22 protein-coding genes and 1 tRNA gene are annotated in these 16,382 nt (G+C 56.0%); 8 read left to right on the top strand and 15 right to left on the bottom strand.

Annotated elements, in window-relative coordinates; translation table 11 throughout:
* Both KO486_RS05990 and KO486_RS05985 read right to left on the bottom strand, forming a co-directional pair.
* Positions 1-1,035, bottom strand: a complete 1,035-nt coding sequence (locus KO486_RS05990) for an RluA family pseudouridine synthase (RefSeq protein WP_216036342.1) — start codon at positions 1,033-1,035, stop codon at positions 1-3.
* 80 nt (positions 1,036-1,115) lie between these two features.
* Positions 1,116-1,192: transfer RNA gene (locus tag KO486_RS05985), tRNA-His, on the bottom strand.
* 185 nt (positions 1,193-1,377) lie between these two features.
* Here KO486_RS05985 and KO486_RS05980 point away from each other — a divergent pair.
* Both KO486_RS05980 and KO486_RS05975 read left to right on the top strand, forming a co-directional pair.
* Positions 1,378-1,566, top strand: coding sequence for a DUF6324 family protein (locus tag KO486_RS05980; RefSeq protein WP_216036341.1), 189 nt, complete (start codon positions 1,378-1,380; stop codon positions 1,564-1,566).
* Positions 1,567-1,618: 52 nt separating this feature from the next.
* Positions 1,619-2,440 carry a DMT family transporter gene (locus KO486_RS05975; protein ID WP_216037516.1) on the top strand — a complete coding sequence of 274 codons (822 nt, stop codon included), beginning with the start codon at positions 1,619-1,621 and terminating at the stop codon, positions 2,438-2,440.
* Here the strand turns inward: KO486_RS05975 and KO486_RS05970 are convergent.
* The gene (locus KO486_RS05970; RefSeq protein WP_216036340.1) at positions 2,437-2,913 is read right to left on the bottom strand and encodes an MmcB family DNA repair protein; all 477 of its coding nucleotides are present in this window, start codon (positions 2,911-2,913) and stop codon (positions 2,437-2,439) included. The genes KO486_RS05975 and KO486_RS05970 overlap by 4 nt on opposite strands.
* A gap of 123 nt (positions 2,914-3,036) precedes the next feature.
* Between KO486_RS05970 and KO486_RS05965 the strand changes: the two genes are divergently transcribed.
* From KO486_RS05965 to KO486_RS05955, 3 genes are read left to right on the top strand one after another with little or no spacing between them, the layout of a single operon-like run.
* Complete coding sequence (locus KO486_RS05965) at positions 3,037-3,354, top strand: metalloregulator ArsR/SmtB family transcription factor (protein ID WP_216036339.1); 318 nt, start codon at positions 3,037-3,039, stop codon at positions 3,352-3,354.
* Positions 3,351-3,770 (top strand): SRPBCC domain-containing protein, encoded by a 420-nt coding sequence (locus KO486_RS05960; RefSeq protein ID WP_216036338.1) that lies wholly within the window; start codon positions 3,351-3,353, stop codon positions 3,768-3,770. Before KO486_RS05965 ends, KO486_RS05960 begins: the two co-directional genes overlap by 4 nt.
* Positions 3,771-4,202, top strand: coding sequence for a hypothetical protein (locus KO486_RS05955; protein WP_216036337.1), 432 nt, complete (start codon positions 3,771-3,773; stop codon positions 4,200-4,202).
* A gap of 217 nt (positions 4,203-4,419) precedes the next feature.
* On the opposite strand, the gene KO486_RS05950 is transcribed toward KO486_RS05955, so the two are convergent.
* The 7 genes from KO486_RS05950 to KO486_RS05920 all read right to left on the bottom strand — a co-directional run bounded on the left by KO486_RS05950 (position 4,420) and on the right by KO486_RS05920 (position 8,403).
* The gene (locus tag KO486_RS05950) at positions 4,420-4,767 is read right to left on the bottom strand and encodes a hypothetical protein (protein ID WP_252734602.1); all 348 of its coding nucleotides are present in this window, start codon (positions 4,765-4,767) and stop codon (positions 4,420-4,422) included.
* 51 nt (positions 4,768-4,818) lie between these two features.
* Positions 4,819-5,301, bottom strand: a complete 483-nt coding sequence (gene nusB, locus KO486_RS05945; RefSeq protein ID WP_216036336.1) for a transcription antitermination factor NusB — start codon at positions 5,299-5,301, stop codon at positions 4,819-4,821.
* Positions 5,298-5,837 (bottom strand): 6,7-dimethyl-8-ribityllumazine synthase, encoded by a 540-nt coding sequence (locus tag KO486_RS05940; RefSeq protein ID WP_216036335.1) that lies wholly within the window; start codon positions 5,835-5,837, stop codon positions 5,298-5,300. Before KO486_RS05940 ends, nusB begins: the two co-directional genes overlap by 4 nt.
* Positions 5,837-6,967, bottom strand: coding sequence for a 3,4-dihydroxy-2-butanone-4-phosphate synthase (gene ribB, locus KO486_RS05935; RefSeq protein WP_216036334.1), 1,131 nt, complete (start codon positions 6,965-6,967; stop codon positions 5,837-5,839). Before ribB ends, KO486_RS05940 begins: the two co-directional genes overlap by 1 nt.
* Before the next feature lie 70 nt (positions 6,968-7,037).
* Positions 7,038-7,256 carry a hypothetical protein gene (locus KO486_RS05930; RefSeq protein WP_216036333.1) on the bottom strand — a complete coding sequence of 73 codons (219 nt, stop codon included), beginning with the start codon at positions 7,254-7,256 and terminating at the stop codon, positions 7,038-7,040.
* Positions 7,253-7,810: a hypothetical protein gene (locus tag KO486_RS05925; RefSeq protein WP_216036332.1), complete on the bottom strand. Its 558-nt coding sequence runs from the start codon at positions 7,808-7,810 to the stop codon at positions 7,253-7,255. Before KO486_RS05925 ends, KO486_RS05930 begins: the two co-directional genes overlap by 4 nt.
* Positions 7,807-8,403: a riboflavin synthase gene (locus tag KO486_RS05920; RefSeq protein WP_216036331.1), complete on the bottom strand. Its 597-nt coding sequence runs from the start codon at positions 8,401-8,403 to the stop codon at positions 7,807-7,809. Before KO486_RS05920 ends, KO486_RS05925 begins: the two co-directional genes overlap by 4 nt.
* Positions 8,404-8,576: 173 nt before the next feature.
* Here KO486_RS05920 and KO486_RS05915 point away from each other — a divergent pair, with 173 nt between their 5' ends.
* From KO486_RS05915 to KO486_RS05905, 3 genes are all read left to right on the top strand, one after another.
* Positions 8,577-9,863 carry a capsular biosynthesis protein gene (locus KO486_RS05915; RefSeq protein WP_216036330.1) on the top strand — a complete coding sequence of 429 codons (1,287 nt, stop codon included), beginning with the start codon at positions 8,577-8,579 and terminating at the stop codon, positions 9,861-9,863.
* Positions 9,864-10,037: 174 nt separating this feature from the next.
* Entirely contained in the window at positions 10,038-11,162 is a 1,125-nt protein-coding gene (locus KO486_RS05910; RefSeq protein ID WP_216036329.1) for a polysaccharide biosynthesis/export family protein, read from the top strand.
* 3 nt (positions 11,163-11,165) lie between these two features.
* Complete coding sequence (locus tag KO486_RS05905) at positions 11,166-13,199, top strand: capsular polysaccharide biosynthesis protein (RefSeq protein ID WP_252734601.1); 2,034 nt, start codon at positions 11,166-11,168, stop codon at positions 13,197-13,199.
* On the opposite strand, the gene ribD is transcribed toward KO486_RS05905, so the two are convergent.
* The 5 genes from ribD to KO486_RS05880 form a co-directional block, all read right to left on the bottom strand.
* A complete protein-coding gene (gene ribD, locus KO486_RS05900; RefSeq protein ID WP_216036328.1) occupies positions 13,196-14,248 on the bottom strand; it encodes a bifunctional diaminohydroxyphosphoribosylaminopyrimidine deaminase/5-amino-6-(5-phosphoribosylamino)uracil reductase RibD in 1,053 nt (350 codons plus the stop codon). The two genes, KO486_RS05905 and ribD, sit on opposite strands and share 4 nt — an antisense overlap.
* Positions 14,249-14,271: 23 nt before the next feature.
* Positions 14,272-14,739 (bottom strand): transcriptional regulator NrdR, encoded by a 468-nt coding sequence (gene nrdR, locus KO486_RS05895; protein ID WP_216036327.1) that lies wholly within the window; start codon positions 14,737-14,739, stop codon positions 14,272-14,274.
* Between the two features lie 133 nt (positions 14,740-14,872).
* The gene (locus KO486_RS05890; RefSeq protein ID WP_216036326.1) at positions 14,873-15,382 is read right to left on the bottom strand and encodes a hypothetical protein; all 510 of its coding nucleotides are present in this window, start codon (positions 15,380-15,382) and stop codon (positions 14,873-14,875) included.
* A 248-nt stretch (positions 15,383-15,630) separates the two neighbouring features.
* Entirely contained in the window at positions 15,631-16,029 is a 399-nt protein-coding gene (locus tag KO486_RS05885; protein ID WP_216036325.1) for a secondary thiamine-phosphate synthase enzyme YjbQ, read from the bottom strand.
* 42 nt (positions 16,030-16,071) lie between these two features.
* Positions 16,072-16,341: a hypothetical protein gene (locus tag KO486_RS05880; protein ID WP_216036324.1), complete on the bottom strand. Its 270-nt coding sequence runs from the start codon at positions 16,339-16,341 to the stop codon at positions 16,072-16,074.
* Between the last annotated feature and the right edge of the window lie 41 nt (positions 16,342-16,382).

Raw genomic sequence — 16,382 nt, 5'->3', positions numbered from 1 at the left:
TTAGTCCTTTGGCGCGTTCAAGGCGGCGATCAGTTCGTTCATGTCGTCGGGCATCGGTGCCTCGAAACGGATCATTTCTTTGGTTACTGGGTGCTCGAACCCCAGTGTCGCAGCGTGCAGTGCTTGTCGCGGGAAAGTGCGCGCGGCTTCGCGACCTGCTTCGCCGACGGCCTTTTCCGACAGCTTGCGGCGACCGCCATAGGTCGGATCGCCAATCAAACCGTGACCCGCATGGGCCAAATGCACACGAATTTGGTGCGTGCGGCCCGTTTCCAGCCAACAATCCAGCAGTGCGGCAACGGCGGGTGTGCCCAATGGCTCAACAATTCGCGCACGCGTAACCGCGTGACGGCCATTGTGCCAGACCACGGCCTGTTTCTGGCGGTCATGTTTATGACGCGCCAATTGCGTTTGCAGTTTCAAGATATTGCCGGGCTCAAAGGACGCCCCTTTGATCCCCCGCACCCGTGGGTCAGCGGAATCAGGCACACCGTAACAAATCGCCCGGTAATGGCGTTCAACGGTGTGGGCCTCAAATTGGGCAGCAAGACCGTGATGTGCCCGATCAGTTTTGGCGACAACCAACAGCCCGCTGGTTTCTTTATCGATCCGGTGCACGATACCGGGGCGTTTTTCGCCGCCCACGCCAGAAAGCGCATCACCGCAATGGTGCAAAAGTGCGTTCACCAAAGTGCCCGACGGCGTACCGGGGGCGGGGTGAACCACCATGCCCGTGGGCTTGTTGATGACAATCAGATCGTCGTCTTCGTACACAACATTCAGTGGAATATCTTCGCCCGCGACATGGTAATCATCCGCAATTTCAACAACGATCTCAACGGCATCCCCCTCAACCGGCTTTGCGCGTGGGTCGGTCACGACGACCCCGTTCACCATTACCGCGCCATCCGCCAAAAGCCGCATCAAACGGGATCGGCTAAGCGACGCTTCGATGGGCACATCACGCGCAAGGGCTTTGTCCAGCCGCGGGGCCGGGTTTTCGGAGATGGTGAATGTCACAGTTTGAGAAGTCATAAACGCCTCTTAGGCCAGCGCGACGATCATGTCACGCAGGACAGGCTGACTAAAGCGTCTCGTCTACAAATAAGGGGTGGTGGTACCGCCTCCCCGGCTCGAACGGGGGACCCCTGGTTCCACAAACCAGTGCTCTAACCAACTGAGCTAAGGCGGCAACAAGGGGGGATTTAGCGAGGCCCCGCCACGATTGCAAGACAATACAGTGGTCTTTTTTTGAAGGTTTGCAGATCCCAACGGGGCCACCACGCGAGGAAAGGGCCTGCCCCCTTGTCATTGGCCACAGGCGCAGGGTAAATCCAAAGGACTAAAACACAGCAGCAGTTCCGAGGAACCATTATCATGGGCATCAATACCGAACGCGACATCGAAGCGAACTTGCAGATCGGGCCGACAGATCATGGGCAAGTCCGACTGTTCATCGAAGGCGAAGGCATTGAAATTCCTATGGATTTCCTTCCAGAAGAAGCTGAAGAAATCGCCGAGGAAATTCTGGCCGCTGCGAAAGCTGCGCGGCTCGTAAAGCCCTGATATAGTGACCACGACCCCGCACGGGCCACCGCTGTGGCAGGTCGGCGCCATCATGCTGACGTCGATGACGTTGATTGTTGGGGGCGACGTAGCCGCCAAAGTTCTATCCCAAGACGGAATTAGCCCGATTTTTGTCGCGTGGACACGGTTTGCGCTGGCGTCGGTCCTTCTCATTCCATTCAGCGGTCTAACCCGCAGCGACGCCCCTGCCCTGCGCGATCCCGGTGTTTGGTTGCGTGCGCTTCTGATTATGGCCGGCATCAGCTGTATTCTGACGGCGCTCCGCACAGAACCCGTCGCCAATGCATTCGGGGCCTTCTTTGTCGGGCCAATCGTGGCCTATGTGCTGTCCGTCATCGTGCTGAAAGAAAAGGTAACGACCTCTCGGACGCTCTTACTCGGGCTGAGCTTTATCGGCGTTCTTCTGGTCGTGAAACCTGGGTTCGGGGCAACGATCGGCATGGGATTTGCTATTTTGGCGGGCGTTTTCCACGGCAGCTATGTGGTCGCCACACGCTGGATCGCACCAAGATACCGCCCAAGGCTTTTGTTGATTTCACAACTGGTGTTGGGGGCCATCCTGTTGGCCCCGTTCGGTCTGGCAGCGCGCCCCGAGGCGATCACGTGGGGCATTTTCGGACTTATTGCGATCAGCGCCATAGGGTCAGCGATTGGCAACCTGTTGCTCGTCTCGCTTAGTAAAACAACGCCATCGAGCATCATCGCCCCGCTGATCTACACGCAGCTATTGTCAGCAACTTTGCTTGGGTATCTGGTGTTTTCCGATTGGCCTGACTGGATCGCCTTCGTCGGGCTGGCTGTGATCTTTGCCAGCGGCGTTGCATCGCTCGCCCTGTCACGAAACCCGCGCTAAAGCATCCCGCTTTTCATGTGGTGCGTTGGGTCGCGAAAGCTGTGAAGCCGCTGCGCCGCCGTGCGGGCGAACTTGTGCACCATCACTTTGCGCCGCGCGGCTGCCAGTTTGTCGTCTGGCCCCATACGGACGATTTCCGCGTCATAGGCATCGCCAAGGATCAGCCCCGTATCATCGGGCAGCAGTTCTGTCGGGAAATCCGCATCGACGGCCCAAAAGAACCGATCACACCATTCCAGATAGCCCTGCCATTTGTTGTCCGATTGAAAATCGGCTCGGCTGGATTTGCACTCGATGATCCAGACGTCACCTTTCGGTCCTAGCGCCATGACATCGACGCGTAGGCCTCGCGTTGGCACAAGTTCTTCGACACAAACAAAGTCCAAACTACGAAGATGACGGCATACACCCCGCGCAAGAAGTTGGCCGGGTTGATAGGCGGTTAGGTCATCTAGGATCGCGTCATCAGGCATCCCTCAAACATGAACAATATGTGAACATCCGTCAAGACTCAGGCCGTTTGATTAAACACCCTTGACGCAATACCATTTGGTATCACATAAACATGAAACCTTTTGGTACTATGTGAGTCGAAAATGAACGAACCCCAACCCCTCTTCCGCGCCCTTGCTGATCCAACTCGCCGCGACATCCTTTTGATGCTCCGCACAGAGGACATGACAATCGCGCAAGTCGCGGAGAACTTCGATATGACCCGCGCAGCCGTCAAAAAGCACCTCACCGTGTTGTCGGACGGCGGGCTGATTACGGTTCGTGCCGAAGGTCGTGAAAAGATCAACACCCTAAACCCGAACGCGTTTGCCCCCATCAAAGACTGGCTGTCCTACTTTGACGCCTTCTGGGATGACCGCTTGGGTGATTTGAAATCTGCTATTGAAAAGGACGTCCAATGACCAACGTATTGAGAAAGAACATCTATCTTCGCGCCACTAAGGCACAGGTTTGGGCCTATCTGACCGATCCGAACAAGCTTGCGATTTGGTTTCACAAACCCACGCAGACCCTCACGGAAGGGTCAGATTATGAGATGCACGGCGTGCAATCCGGTGACAGATTGATGTGGGGCAAGGTCACAAAATCCCAGCCCCATGACCAACTGGAATACACATTTACGATTGCCCCGATGGGCGATGCTGTCAGCACGGTGTCTTGGACCTTGACCGAAGTCGCAGGTGGCACGCAGCTCTCTCTTGAACACTCCGGTCTCCCGCAGGGCGAAGACGCCTTCGGTCTAACGCTTGCTTTGGACAAAGGGTGGGACGATCACTTGGGCCGCATGCGCGACGATATTCATACGGTGGAGTGCTGAATGGACTATTGTGCGACCATAACGGTACCTGCTGCTCCGGTGGCGGCTAGCCATGCGATCCGTAAAGAAATGCACCTCTGGTGGTCTACTCAGGTTGAGATGAAAGAGGACGGTGCGACCGTTCGGTTCAACAACAGCCATGTAACCTTCGCTTTTGACCCGATGGATCCTGCTCTGAGAATGATCTGGCCCTGCACAAAAGCGCATATGATTATTGAAGATGTCCCAGACACCGAGGAATGGGAGGGGACATCCCTGATCTGGGACATCTCTGCGGCGGGGACTGGCAGCGAAATAACGTTGACGCACAAAGGGTTAAACAGTGACCTGCAGTGCCTAGATGTCTGCTCGCGTGGCTGGGATCATTTCTTTGCCGGATCTCTTTGTAGACACTTGAACGGAGAAGCCCCAACACCGGAAACAAGCACTTAGCCCTTGTTTGACCCGCTGTGCCGCACTACCTGTATAGGCGGCGGGCTTCTGCTCTTCTCGTAAACATGAGGCAACATTCCAGTGGCCTTAAGCAAATCCGAGGTGGCTGGCGCTGTCGGGGCTCTGGCTTCGTTACCTGGCTACCACCTGTACATACAGGTCCTCGGGAATTAGACCTCTACGGTCGCTGCGGGGCCCGCCACCTTATCCCGAACAGTTATCCACGACGACGTTGTGCAGGGCGCTCAACGCGCACGGGGACCGGTTCCGCGAGAAAGACTCTAGCGGGACGACCGCCGCGTGGTTCGTCGTCGTCATCTTCCGCCATGCTCATGATTGCAAAGGCAAATTGCACGCCCGCAAAGACGATCCCGTTAAAGATCCAGATCATCATGACAGCGACAATACCGATGTCAGACCCCAAGATCAGGCCACGCAGACCCTTCACATCAAAGCCGATCAGCAGACCAACAAAGACCGCCGACGCAAGAAAGCCGATCAAACAGCTCTTGATATAAAGCTTGATGAGTTCAGGCATTTGATTTGGGTGTTTTTGAGTGGACATGACAGTGCCTCCTTCCCTTAACTTAGGGGCTGAAGGCGCAATGTCCAAGCGTCAGAACGCCTCAGGCTTGGCTTCTTTTGCCATATGGTCCAGAACCGCGTTTACGAACTTCGGTTCATCGCCATCCTCAAAGAATGCTTTGGCAACATCGACGTATTCGGTAATTGCAACGCGCGGCGGCGTATCGCGGCCAATCAGCTCAACGCCGGCGGCCCGAAACAAGGCACGCAATGTTGGGTCGATCCGGCCCAATGGCCAACGGGCCACAAGTGCGCGATCTGTCATCTGGTCAATCTCTGCCTGGTGATCCACGGCCCGCTCAACCAACATTTTGAAATGTGAAATGTCGCCATCGATCATTTCAGCGCCTTCATAGGTTTCGCCAAATCGGAAATTCAGAAACTCGGCTGTGACTGCGTCAATGGTCTGTCCGCTGTGTTCCATCTGAAACAACGCCTGAACCGCATAAAGCCGCGATGCGGATTTCATTTTACGCCGCTGGTTGCCAGACTGGTTTGATTGCGTTTGCGTCATGCTGTGGTGCTGCCATCCGTATTGCCTGCCATCAAGATATCGTTGGTGAATCCAACGCCCCGGCGAGAGTTGCCCCACTTACGACTGAGTGCGATCAGGTGCAAGGCCGCAGCTGCTGCGCCGCCCCCTTTGTTTTGATCTTTCGGATCAGCCCGCACTTCGGCTTGTTTCTGTGTCTCAACAGTTAAGATGCCATTACCGATGCACAATCCCTGCAAGCCAAGCAGTTGAATCGCGCGAGAACTGTCATTGCAGACAGTATCGTAATGCGTGGTTTCCCCGCGAATAACACAGCCCAGCGCGACATAGCCGTCAAAACTGCTCATGCGTTCTGCGATTCCGATCGCTGTTGGAATCTCCAACGCTCCGGGCACGTGGACAACATCCAAAGTCGCACCAGCGGCTTCGAGTTCGGCAACGGCCCCCGCGATCTGATTATCGCTGATCTCTTTGTAATAGGGCGACGCCACGATCAGGACTTTGACAGGCATGTCAAAATTCGGGCGTTCAAGAATGTGATGTGATGATCCGGCCATTAGCCAAGCTCCGAAATTTTACGTGTGCCAATGATTTCAAGGCCATATGCATCGAGCCCGACAATCTTGGGCTTGGGTGAATTTGTCAGCAGTTCGATCTGCCCCAACCCAAGCGAGGACAGGATCTGCGCACCTAATCCGTATTGCCGCAACGTCTGAGGAGATACCTCATCATGGGCCTGCATTTTCATCGCGGTGTCGCGCAAAAGCACGACAACGCCGCGCCCTTCTTCGGCGACACGCAACATAGCTTCACCAAATTCATTGGTGCGCCCCTTTGGGCCAATACCGACGACGTCTTGCATCGGATCCATGGAATGCATCCGCACAAGGACAGGCGCGTCACCGGAAATATCGCCCTTGGTTAGAACGATATGTTCATCGCCATGGGTTTCATCCGCGTAGATCTTCATCTTCCAATCGCCACCGAACTCCGATGTGATGGTTTCTTCGCCCTGAACGCGAACCAGATTGTCGTTGCGGCGACGGTAGGCGATCAGATCGGAAATTGTTCCGATCTTTAGGCCGTGCTTTTGCGCAAAGGCAACCAGATCGGGCAAACGTGCCATTTCGCCGTCGTCTTTCATGATTTCACAAATCACACCGGACGGGTTCAGCCCTGCAAGACGGGAAATATCAACGGCAGCTTCTGTGTGACCGGCACGGACCAGAACGCCCCCTGCCCGAGCACGCAACGGAAAGACATGGCCCGGTGTGGCGATATCGGTCGCGCCTTTGGTCGGGTCGATTGCAACGGCAACCGTTTTCGCGCGATCCGCAGCAGAAATACCTGTAGTCACGCCTTCGCGGGCTTCGATTGAGACCGTAAACGCTGTTTCGTGACGGCTGGAATTGTGCGTAGACATCAATTGCAAGCCCAGCGCATCAAGCCGTTCTGCTGGCAAGGTCAAACAGATCAACCCGCGCCCGTGTGTCGCCATGAAATTGATCGCATCGGGCGTGGCCATTTGCGCAGGGATTACCAAATCGCCTTCGTTTTCGCGATCTTCGTGATCGACCAACACAAACATTCGGCCGTTACGCGCGTCATCAAGAATGTCTTCGATGCTGGAAATCGCGTCTTTCCAGTCGTCTTCAACAGGGCCGGGCTTTTCGAACGTCTGGTTCATGGTGATCCTTTGAGCAACTGTAGCGCAAATAACCCTTTGCCTGCCCGTTGAAAAGGGGCGCGTGCCCGGCTCAGTCTAAAAGCCAATCAACATTGCGCATTGCGGCTGAATAGGCTGCGTATTCCGTTTTGAATGTTGGCACCTCGCCGTCAACGGCATTCCACTCGTCGCCTTCTCGGTGCAGTTCGGCATAGGTATAATGCCCCTCTGGGTGACGCGCGATTTCAACGACGCGTGCGTCGCCATCGTCATGAAGTGTTTGGACGATCTCAATTGCTTCATCGCTCATGGTGTTGCCTCAAAATACTGGGACGCGCTCAAAACGCCCGCCATGCGGCCCGCTTCGGCCCATTCACGTTCTAATTCTGTCTCGCAAATCAACACGACGCGGCTGGACGGCGTACCTGCCGCCGCGAACACATTGCGCAACTCAGCGCGGGTCTGCACCCACGGGGCCAAGGGTTTTGGCGCATTGAACGCCGCCTCTAACGGCGGCACCAACTGTGTCGGCTCGATGGGAGCATGGACGACGCCCAGCGTCCGCGTATCTTTCAGCGCGCTTAATTTATCGGCCTTTGGCGTAGGCACGGCATCCGAGCGGCGCAACACATCCAACGCATTGTTGGAAAACATAAACCCGATCAGATCATCCCCAGACGCAGCACGCAGCCCCGCGTAGGTTTTATAGGGCAGCCCGAGTTCTTTGGCGCGGGCCACACGGCGGCGGATCACCTCGATCGGGAGCTTTGGCATCAATTGCTGACGCGCCTTGGCCCAAACATGGGTGCGCCAGCTTTTGCCCGGCTCATCCACACGGCCCGAGTTATGGCCGATGCCGCTCACGAATAGTCCTGCAAACGCGCCACATAGCGTGCCATTGTATCTACCTCGAGGTTAATGGCGTCGCCGACTTTGGCGTCCCCCCATGTGGTGACTGTCTTTGTATGCGGGATAAAATTGATCCCGAACGAAGCATCATCAACCTCGTTCACGGTCAAGGACGTCCCATTCAGCGCGACGGACCCCTTTGGCGCGATGAAACGCGCTAGATCGTCAGGCGCCTTGAGTGTCACACGGGTACTGTCGCCTTCATCCACCATCTTAGTGATTTGGGCTACGCCATCCACGTGGCCAGACACGATATGCCCGCCCAGTTCGTCACCAACCTTAAGCGCGCGTTCCAGATTAACGCGTTTCCCGACAACCCAATCACTCAGATTGGTCAGGTTTACAGTCTCCGCAGAAATATCGACATCATACCAGCCACTTGGGTCAGTCCCCTTGTCCACGACAGTCAGGCAAACACCATCTGACGCAATCGAAGCGCCGATCTCTATGCCCGAAATGTCGTAATCCGTGCCGATCCGCGCCCGTAAATCACCGCGATTTTCGAGGGCCAAAACGGTGCCCACGTCGGTGATGATCCCTGTAAACATGGCATGTCCTTTCGAATTTTCCCCGCGTCACGACAGGCGTATCCCCTTGATCGCGCGGGGGCAAGGTGGCTAGGTAATCCACAGTCTTTGACGGCTCGGCGCAACTGCCATAATTCGGCCCTACTGCGTCATTAACCATAGGGAAACCCCCGCGCGATAACGATGGGATCGAAGTGAGCGAGCACGACACCAAATCCTTCCTGTTTTTACAGGGGCCCCACGGGCCATTCTTCCACCGGCTGGGCAAGATGCTCCGCGCGGCGGGGGCGGATGTGTGGCGCGTTGGGTTCAACGCGGGGGATCGCGCGTTCTGGTTTGGGGGTAAGGGGTACATCCCGTATCACGGCGGCCCGGATGACTGGGTCGATACATTCCGCGCAATCGTCACCCAGAAAAACATCACCGACATCGTCCTTTATGGCGACACGCGCCCGATCCATGCTGACGCTGTTGTCGCTGCCAAAGAACTGGGCCTGAACGTCCATGTCTTTGAAGAAGGTTACATGCGCCCGTTCTGGATCACCTATGAGCGTGGCGGCACCAACGGCCATTCAAAGCTCATGAATACAAGCGTAGAAGACATGCGCACAGCGTTGGCGCAATCCGAACTCGACGTACCAGAGGCGCCCGCCCATTGGGGTGATATGCGTCACCATGTTTTCTATGGCGCATTGTATCATTGGTTCGTGATGTTCAGAAATCGCGAATATCGCAACTTTCAGCGTCACCGTGAACTTCCGCTTGTTGCAGAAACCGCGCTTTATACCCGCCGCCTGCTTTTGATGCCTGCCATCGCGATGGACCGGATCATTTCTACGTTTCGGATCAAACACGGCGGCTACCCCTATCATATTGCGCTCTTGCAACTGGAACATGACAGCAGCTTTCAGATGCATTCGCCCTTCAACCGGATGGAAGAATTCCTGACAGTCGTGATCGAGGGCTTTGCAAAGGGTGCGCCGAAACATCACCACCTTGTTTTCAAAGCCCACCCGCTTGAAAACGGTCGCAGCCCCTTGCGAAAGATCATCCGCCGATTGTCCAAAGAAAATGACGTCTTTGACCGTGTGCACTACGTGCGTGGCGGAAAACTGGCGCAAGTTCTGGATCACGCCCGCACGGCGGTCACCGTCAACTCGACAGCCGCACAACAGGTCTTGCACCGAGGAATCCCGCTGAAGGTCTTTGGCAAAGCGGTCTATTCCAAACCGGAATTCGTATCCGATTTGCCCGTAGAAAAGTTCTTCGCCCAGCCCGAACGACCAGATAACCGCGCGTTCAAGGATTATCGCCGCTATCTGCTGGAAACATCACAGGTTCCGGGTGGCTTTTATTCCGCACGTGGGCGCAGGCAATTGATGCGCCAAGTCGTCGATATGATGTTGGATCAGCGCGATCCTTATGATGCGCTACGCTCTGGCAAGGCCCCGCCACGCCAGCAGTTGCGTATCGTCAAATAAGCACCACAATACTTAGGGGGGCCGGTGGCACGGCTGCCACACCCCGCCAACAGTGCAAGGTAAGACTGGATTTTGTGACGGGATTCCCGTAGCTTCCATACAAAAGGTGAGGTGAATAAAAATTCGCCCGCATACGACTGAGGCAGTTTTAAATAGGTCGAGGAGACCGGAGCAGTGAAATCTAATAGATTGCGCCTGACAAAAGGCGTGGCCCTAATTGCCGCATTGGCAGTTGTAGCGTCTTGTGGGTTGCCCCGTTCGGGCCCAACCAAGAATGAAATTTTCTCCGGCTCGGTGATGGAAGAAGGCGACGCCTTTGTTCTGTTGGTTGATGACCGTGTAAATCTGGTCGCAAGCGTGACCCCTGCCCTCGGCTTTTCCGCTGGTTTCCGTGATGCCGCCAGCCTTGGTAGCGACACGATCCGCGCAGGCGACGTGCTTGGCCTGACGATCTGGGAAAACGTACGTGATCCATTGCTTGTTCCAGCCGGTCAAAACGCGACAGTCCTTGCAGAAGTGCAAGTTGACGGGTCCGGCTTTATCTTTGTGCCCTATGCAGGTCGCATCCGCGCCGCTGGCAACACACCAGAAGCCATCCGCCGCATCATTACAACCAAGCTCGAAGAACAAACACCTGATCCACAGGTCCAAGTCCGACGTTTGGCAGGCGATGGGGCTACTGTGTCAGTTGTTGGTGCCGTTGGCGCACAGGGCGTCTACGCGATCGAACGTCCAACACGCACCTTGGCCGCAATGCTGGCCCGTGCTGGCGGCGTGTCCGTGCAGCCTGAAATTGCACAGGTGACTGTAGTACGCGGCAGCCATTCCGGATCAATCTGGTTCGAAGACCTTTATGATCACCCCGGCCATGACATCGCATTGCGTGCTGGGGATCGGATCTTTGTCGAACAAGACACCCGCAACTTTACAGCATTGGGCGCAACAGGCGCGCAGTCCCGTGTGAGTTTTGAAAGCCAGACCATTTCTGCAATCGAAGCGATTGCCCAAGTGGGCGGCCTAAGTACCAACCTCGCCGATCCAACAGGTGTTTTCGTGTTCCGCAATGAACCCGAAGAGATCGCCAACCAGCTTGTTGGGCGCACTGACCTGGTCGGAACACAACGAGTTGTCTATGTCCTCGACCTAACAGAGCCCAATGGCATGTTCATGGCACGGGACTTTTCGATCCGTGATGGCGACACTGTTTACGTCACCGAAGCGCCGTACAGCCAGTTCAGCAAGACCATTTCTGCCGTATTCGGCACATTGAACGCGGTTGATGCAGCAACCAGCCTCTAATCCATGACGATGGTTAAAGAAGATCTAGCCGCCGTGAGGGCAACCTCCCGGCGGCTTTTCGTTTACAACGGTGGCTTTCTGACCAAATCGCGCATCAAACGCATTTTGGCGCTGTCAGGTTATGACGTTTCAATCGGGAAACCATCGCCAAACGATCTAATCGGCGTTTGGGGCCAATCCCCCACATCATGGCGGGGCGAGGCTGTCTCCGAACGCACATCAGCCCCCGTCTTGCGTGTTGAGGATGCGTTTTTGCGGTCCGTCCTTCCTGGTCGCGATGGGGAACCGCCCATCGGGCTACATCTGGATAGCCGCGGCGTGCATTTCGACCCGTCTAAACCCTCCGATCTGGAAATGATCCTGCGCGAAGACCCATTGGATGACACCGCCCTGCTAAACCGTGCACGCGACGCAATGGAGGCAATCAAGCGCACCCACCTAAGTAAATACAACGCCTTTGATCTTGGATTGGATGCGCCGGAACCGGGTTATGTGTTGGTCATTGACCAAACCGCTGGGGACGCATCCGTCACAGCGTCCCGCGCCGATCGCAATACGTTCCTTGAAATGCTGTTCGTCGCCCGCGAAGAACATCCCCGCGCGCGCATCCTGATCAAAACGCATCCAGAAACGGCACAAGGCCACCGCGACGGCCATTACCGCGACGCTGATCTAGGTGAGAATGTCGAATTCTACAGCGATCCGATTTCCCCTCATGTGCTGCTTGACGGTGCCGTGGGCGTCTACACCGTGTCATCGCAATACGGATTTGAGGCGATCCTCGCTGGCCATAAACCCGTTGTGTTTGGTCAACCGTTCTACATCGGTTGGGGGCTGAGCGATGACCGAATGCCACTTGATCGTCGCCAACGAAAATTGACCCGCGCGCAGCTCTTTGCGGGCGCTATGATCCTTTATCCGCGCTGGTATGACCCGTTTCACGACACTCTCTGCGAGATTGAAACGGTAATCCAATCGCTGGACGCAGCGGCCCGCGCTTGGCGCGACGATGCGAACGGCTGGGTCGCGTCTGGCATGCGGCTTTGGAAACGTGCGCCGCTTCAAAAGGTTTTTGGGCAGCACCGCAAGGTCGTGTTTGAGGATGATCCCGAAAAGGCGGACGCGATCGCAGCAGACACAGGGCGTGGTCGGATGGTTTGGGCGGGAAAAGCCGCCGATCATGACAGTGCTTATCGCGTAGAAGACGGGTTTCTGCGATCTCGGGGCTTGGGCGCAGACCTGATCGCGCCCTTGTCTTTGGTCGTTGATGATCTTGGCATTTACTACGACCCAACAGGCCCTAGCCGCCTTGAGGCTTTGATCGAAGCTTCCTCAAGCCTACACGATGGCGCGATCCGCCGAGCCGAAAGCCTGATCACCAAAATCACATCCGCAGGGTTGAGCAAATACAATCTGTCCGCCGCAGACCTGCCAGACGGCTTGCCCAACGGGCGGCGTATCCTCGTGCCTGGACAGGTAGAAGACGATGCCTCGATCCGTTTGGGCGCCACTGACATTAACACAAACCGTGCCCTACTGGCCGCAACCCGTGCGGCGAACCCTGCCGCTGTCATTCTGTATAAACCGCACCCCGATGTCGAAGCGGGCCTGCGTGATGGCCACGTACCAGACGCCGCAGAACTGGCCGACGTCGTTTTAACCCACACATCACCGATCGCCGCACTCGACGCGGTCGATGTGGTCTGGACGATGACATCAACGATCGGGTTCGAAGCCTTGCTGCGCGGTAAAGACGTTACTTGTTTTGGCACGCCGTTTTATGCGGGGTGGGGGCTGACGGACGACCGCGCAATACCAACGCCGCGCCGCATGGCGCGGCCAACTTTGGCACAGTTCGTACATGCTGTTCTCGTGGATTATCCAAGGTACTTTGATCCGGTAACGTCCCAGCCCTGCCCCATCGAGGTGGTGATTGAACGTTTAGAAACTGGGACACTCCCCCGCCCATCGCGGGCAAATCGCCTTCTGGCGAAGGTACAAGGGGTGTTTGCCAGCTATGCGCACCTGTGGCGTTAGGTTCGTACCCAGCGATGCAGCGTGTCCGCCCCCAATTGGCGAGTTTCGATTAGGCGAAAGCGTGGCGCTTCGGCCAAAGACTCAATGCCCATCGCGCCGATTGACGGTGTGCCTTCTGCGCCCAACGTCACCCCTGCCGTGAACCCGACAAGTTCATCGACCAAACCTGCGCCCAATAACGACGCTGCAAGGCTGCCACCACCTTCACAGAAGACCCGAGTAAGGCCAGCGGTCGCTAACTTCTGCATCATATCAAGCGGATCAATTTGGCGGCCCTGCGCTGTGCAAGCGATTGGCGTGGCCCCACGATCAACCCAGCCCCCCACGGACGCATCAGGCCCATGGCACAGCCAAAGCGGGGCGATGTCTTGGGTGTTCAGCAGGTTCGTCGCAGTAATGTCCAACTTTCGCGAGGCGACAACGCGAACAGGTTGGAGTGTCATCCCCATGTCGCGCACGGTCAGGGTCGGATCATCGGCACGAACGGTCCCTGCCCCGACCAACACTGCATCATGACGCGCACGCATGGCATGTACCGCGCGGCGTGCATCGGGACCCGTGATCCATTTGCTCTCACCGCTTGCTGTCGCGATGCGCCCATCAAATGAACTCGCGAGCTTTAGCGTCACAAACGGCCGGTTTTGAGTGATGCGAAGTAAAAAACCCGCCATATCAGAACGGGCTTCGTCTTCTCTCACGCCGGTATCGACCGTAATCCCAGCGGCGCGCAGCATAGCAATGCCTTTGCCCCCGACACGCGGGTCTGGGTCACCGGCCGCTATCACGACCCGAGCAACGCCAGCAGCAATCAGTGCTTCACTACAGGGCGGTGTCTTACCGTGATGGGCGCAAGGTTCCAACGTAACATAGACCGTGGCACCACGTGCATCGATCCCATCCAGCGCTTGAGGTTCCGCATGCGGTCGCCCGCCATCTGCCGTCCAGCCGCGCCCAATCACGCGACCGTCTTTCACAACCACGCACCCCACATTGGGATTGGGCCACACACGACCAAGGCCCCGCCGCCCCAGCGACAGGGCCATGCCCATGAATTTATGGTCTAAATCCGCGCTCAATCGTCCGGTTTTTCAGGCGGACGCAGTTCGCTTACGAACTTGTCGAAGTCATCTGCAGCCTGGAAGTTCTTGTAAACACTCGCAAACCGCACGTAGGCGACGGTGTCGATACGGGCCAAAGCCTCCATCACGATCTCACCGATTTGCTTGGACCCTATATCGGTCTCACCCATGCTTTCTAGGCGACGCACGATACCGGAAATCATCTGATCAACGCGTTCCGGTTCTACGGGGCGCTTCTGCATGGAGATCCGCACGGATCGTTCTAGTTTCGGCCTGTCAAAATCTTCGCGACGTCCATTGGATTTGATTACGATCAGATCGCGCAATTGCACGCGTTCATAGGTCGTAAAGCGCCCCCCACAAGCCGGGCAAAACCGACGGCGCCGAATGGCGACGTGATCTTCCGCAGGGCGGGAGTCTTTCACTTGGGTGTCGACGTTTCCACAAAAGGGGCAACGCATGTCTGTCCTCGTTTTTCTGCCTCTGGGGTCTAACGCCCCATTTATCCACAGCCACTATAGGCGTTGGGATAAGTTTTGGGTAGTGGGCAAATCAAACCACAACATCATGAGTCGGATCGGCCACAGTCTGAATTCAGTCGGGCAATGCGATCCACTCATTTGCCTCGAAACTCCAGGCATAACCAAGGTCGTTTTTCGCTTCTCCGAGGGTAACATCCCAAGTAAAATCGACGGTCTCACGTGCACAGCTCAGTTCTTGAACGACGGTCTCTCCCTGCGTCACGCGGACGCCGCCGAAACTGCGGTGTGGGACGTCTTCATATTCCTCATCGTCGAACATCCGCTCGAACCCACCATGCACTTCGTATGAGTAGTCGAGGTTCTCAAATTGAACAGCCTCCCAGATGGATCTCCCAACTCCGGGCCATAGGGTATAGGACACCGTCTCAATGGACTCTTTCAGTTCTAGCTCAGGACGTTCATCCAGCGCGCCAAAACGGTAATATGCAGTGTGCGCGTTGAAACAAACGCGCAGGCTCTTGCTGCTGCCTTCGATCTGGCAGGTCATAAATGTCTGTTCGCCCGGCAAGCAAGCGCCCCAAGCAGGGTTTGTGATAAAAATCACGGCAATAGCGAGCCTCATAGTGCCTCCAATGTTGGATTATGCCAATCAGCCCGCGATTGGATTGGACGTTTTTTGATCATTTCGACGAACGTCAGTGCGGGTGATCGCATTGTGCCGGCAGGTTCACAGGTAAAATGTAGCCTACTTTTCATGTGATGATGCCCCCGCCCCTGCCATAGCGCCCCGCAACCGGTTTACGGGCTGATCAGGTGTGCGCCAAACAGAATTCCCGCAATTTTCAGCCGTTATCTGGTTGGCACTTCTGGTCATGACATCATCCCGATGACCTGCCGTCGATGCGGAGCGGTTCTATGTTCGAAAAGGTAAATTCCTTGCCATGTCCCCAGCTGCATTTTCCCGTCAACAACAGGAATCTGTAAACTGGTTGGAAGGATTGCAGCCTTAATATGCGCTGGCATATCGTCGGGCCCCTCATAGGTGTGGCGCAAGTAGGACATGGACGGATGATCCGAGGGCGGAACGAGCCGTTCAAAAAACGCCGAAAGGTCGGACTGGACCTCAACGTCAGCGTTTTCTTGAATAAGGAGTGAACACGATGTGTGGCGCACAAAAAGGGTCAATACCCCCGTGCCGTGCAGCTGTCCTGCGACGTCGCGGGTAAATTCATAAAGGCCAGCGCCAGATGTCTGAATATCAAAGTTCATTGGGCAAGTTTCCCTGCCCAATGAAGAAATCACAAGCGTTTACTACTCAGGCTTTTCGATAACCTGATAGCCCGTCTTCTCCAACGTTTTCAGCGCCTTCATGCCGATCTTCGTGAAGTCTTTCTGGACTTCGTACCAAGCGGCACGACGTTCTTCTTTGGTTGCGTTGGGGTTTTCGGCTTTAAAGCCAGTCATCCAAACACCGCGACCGATCGTGCGGCCAACGCGCATACGCAATTTATGCTCTGATGTTGGGCCGTCTTTTTTAGCGTCGGATGTTGCTGTCGTCGTGCTTTTAGTCGTGGTGGCCATGTTCAGGTCTTCCCTTGTATTGGGCAAATTGCCCTTTACCG

Origin of the sequence: Octadecabacter sp. B2R22 (genome assembly GCF_018861045.1) — a bacterium.
Classification (GTDB): Bacteria; Pseudomonadota; Alphaproteobacteria; order Rhodobacterales; family Rhodobacteraceae; genus Octadecabacter.
This window is presented reverse-complemented; position numbering and strand designations above follow the sequence as displayed.

Bases quoted from the DNA above. Each gene is read 5' to 3' on its own strand.
- KO486_RS05980 (WP_216036341.1), top strand. From the start codon at position 1,378: ATGGGCATCAATACCGAACGCGACATCGAAGCGAACTTGCAGATCGGG.
- KO486_RS05940 (WP_216036335.1), bottom strand. From the start codon at position 5,837: ATGGCCGGATCATCACATCACATTCTTGAACGCCCGAATTTTGACATG.
- KO486_RS05990 (WP_216036342.1), bottom strand. From the start codon at position 1,035: ATGACTTCTCAAACTGTGACATTCACCATCTCCGAAAACCCGGCCCCG.
- KO486_RS05880 (WP_216036324.1), bottom strand. From the start codon at position 16,341: ATGGCCACCACGACTAAAAGCACGACGACAGCAACATCCGACGCTAAA.
- KO486_RS05930 (WP_216036333.1), bottom strand. From the start codon at position 7,256: ATGAGCGATGAAGCAATTGAGATCGTCCAAACACTTCATGACGATGGC.
- KO486_RS05970 (WP_216036340.1), bottom strand. From the start codon at position 2,913: ATGCCTGATGACGCGATCCTAGATGACCTAACCGCCTATCAACCCGGC.
- nrdR (WP_216036327.1), bottom strand. From the start codon at position 14,739: ATGCGTTGCCCCTTTTGTGGAAACGTCGACACCCAAGTGAAAGACTCC.
- KO486_RS05965 (WP_216036339.1), top strand. From the start codon at position 3,037: ATGAACGAACCCCAACCCCTCTTCCGCGCCCTTGCTGATCCAACTCGC.
- KO486_RS05890 (WP_216036326.1), bottom strand. From the start codon at position 15,382: ATGAGGCTCGCTATTGCCGTGATTTTTATCACAAACCCTGCTTGGGGC.
- KO486_RS05975 (WP_216037516.1), top strand. From the start codon at position 1,619: ATGCTGACGTCGATGACGTTGATTGTTGGGGGCGACGTAGCCGCCAAA.
- KO486_RS05905 (WP_252734601.1), top strand. From the start codon at position 11,166: ATGACGATGGTTAAAGAAGATCTAGCCGCCGTGAGGGCAACCTCCCGG.
- ribD (WP_216036328.1), bottom strand. From the start codon at position 14,248: ATGGGCATGGCCCTGTCGCTGGGGCGGCGGGGCCTTGGTCGTGTGTGG.
- KO486_RS05920 (WP_216036331.1), bottom strand. From the start codon at position 8,403: ATGTTTACAGGGATCATCACCGACGTGGGCACCGTTTTGGCCCTCGAA.
- nusB (WP_216036336.1), bottom strand. From the start codon at position 5,301: ATGACGCAAACGCAATCAAACCAGTCTGGCAACCAGCGGCGTAAAATG.
- KO486_RS05885 (WP_216036325.1), bottom strand. From the start codon at position 16,029: ATGAACTTTGATATTCAGACATCTGGCGCTGGCCTTTATGAATTTACC.
- KO486_RS05960 (WP_216036338.1), top strand. From the start codon at position 3,351: ATGACCAACGTATTGAGAAAGAACATCTATCTTCGCGCCACTAAGGCA.
- KO486_RS05955 (WP_216036337.1), top strand. From the start codon at position 3,771: ATGGACTATTGTGCGACCATAACGGTACCTGCTGCTCCGGTGGCGGCT.
- ribB (WP_216036334.1), bottom strand. From the start codon at position 6,967: ATGAACCAGACGTTCGAAAAGCCCGGCCCTGTTGAAGACGACTGGAAA.
- KO486_RS05950 (WP_252734602.1), bottom strand. From the start codon at position 4,767: ATGTCCACTCAAAAACACCCAAATCAAATGCCTGAACTCATCAAGCTT.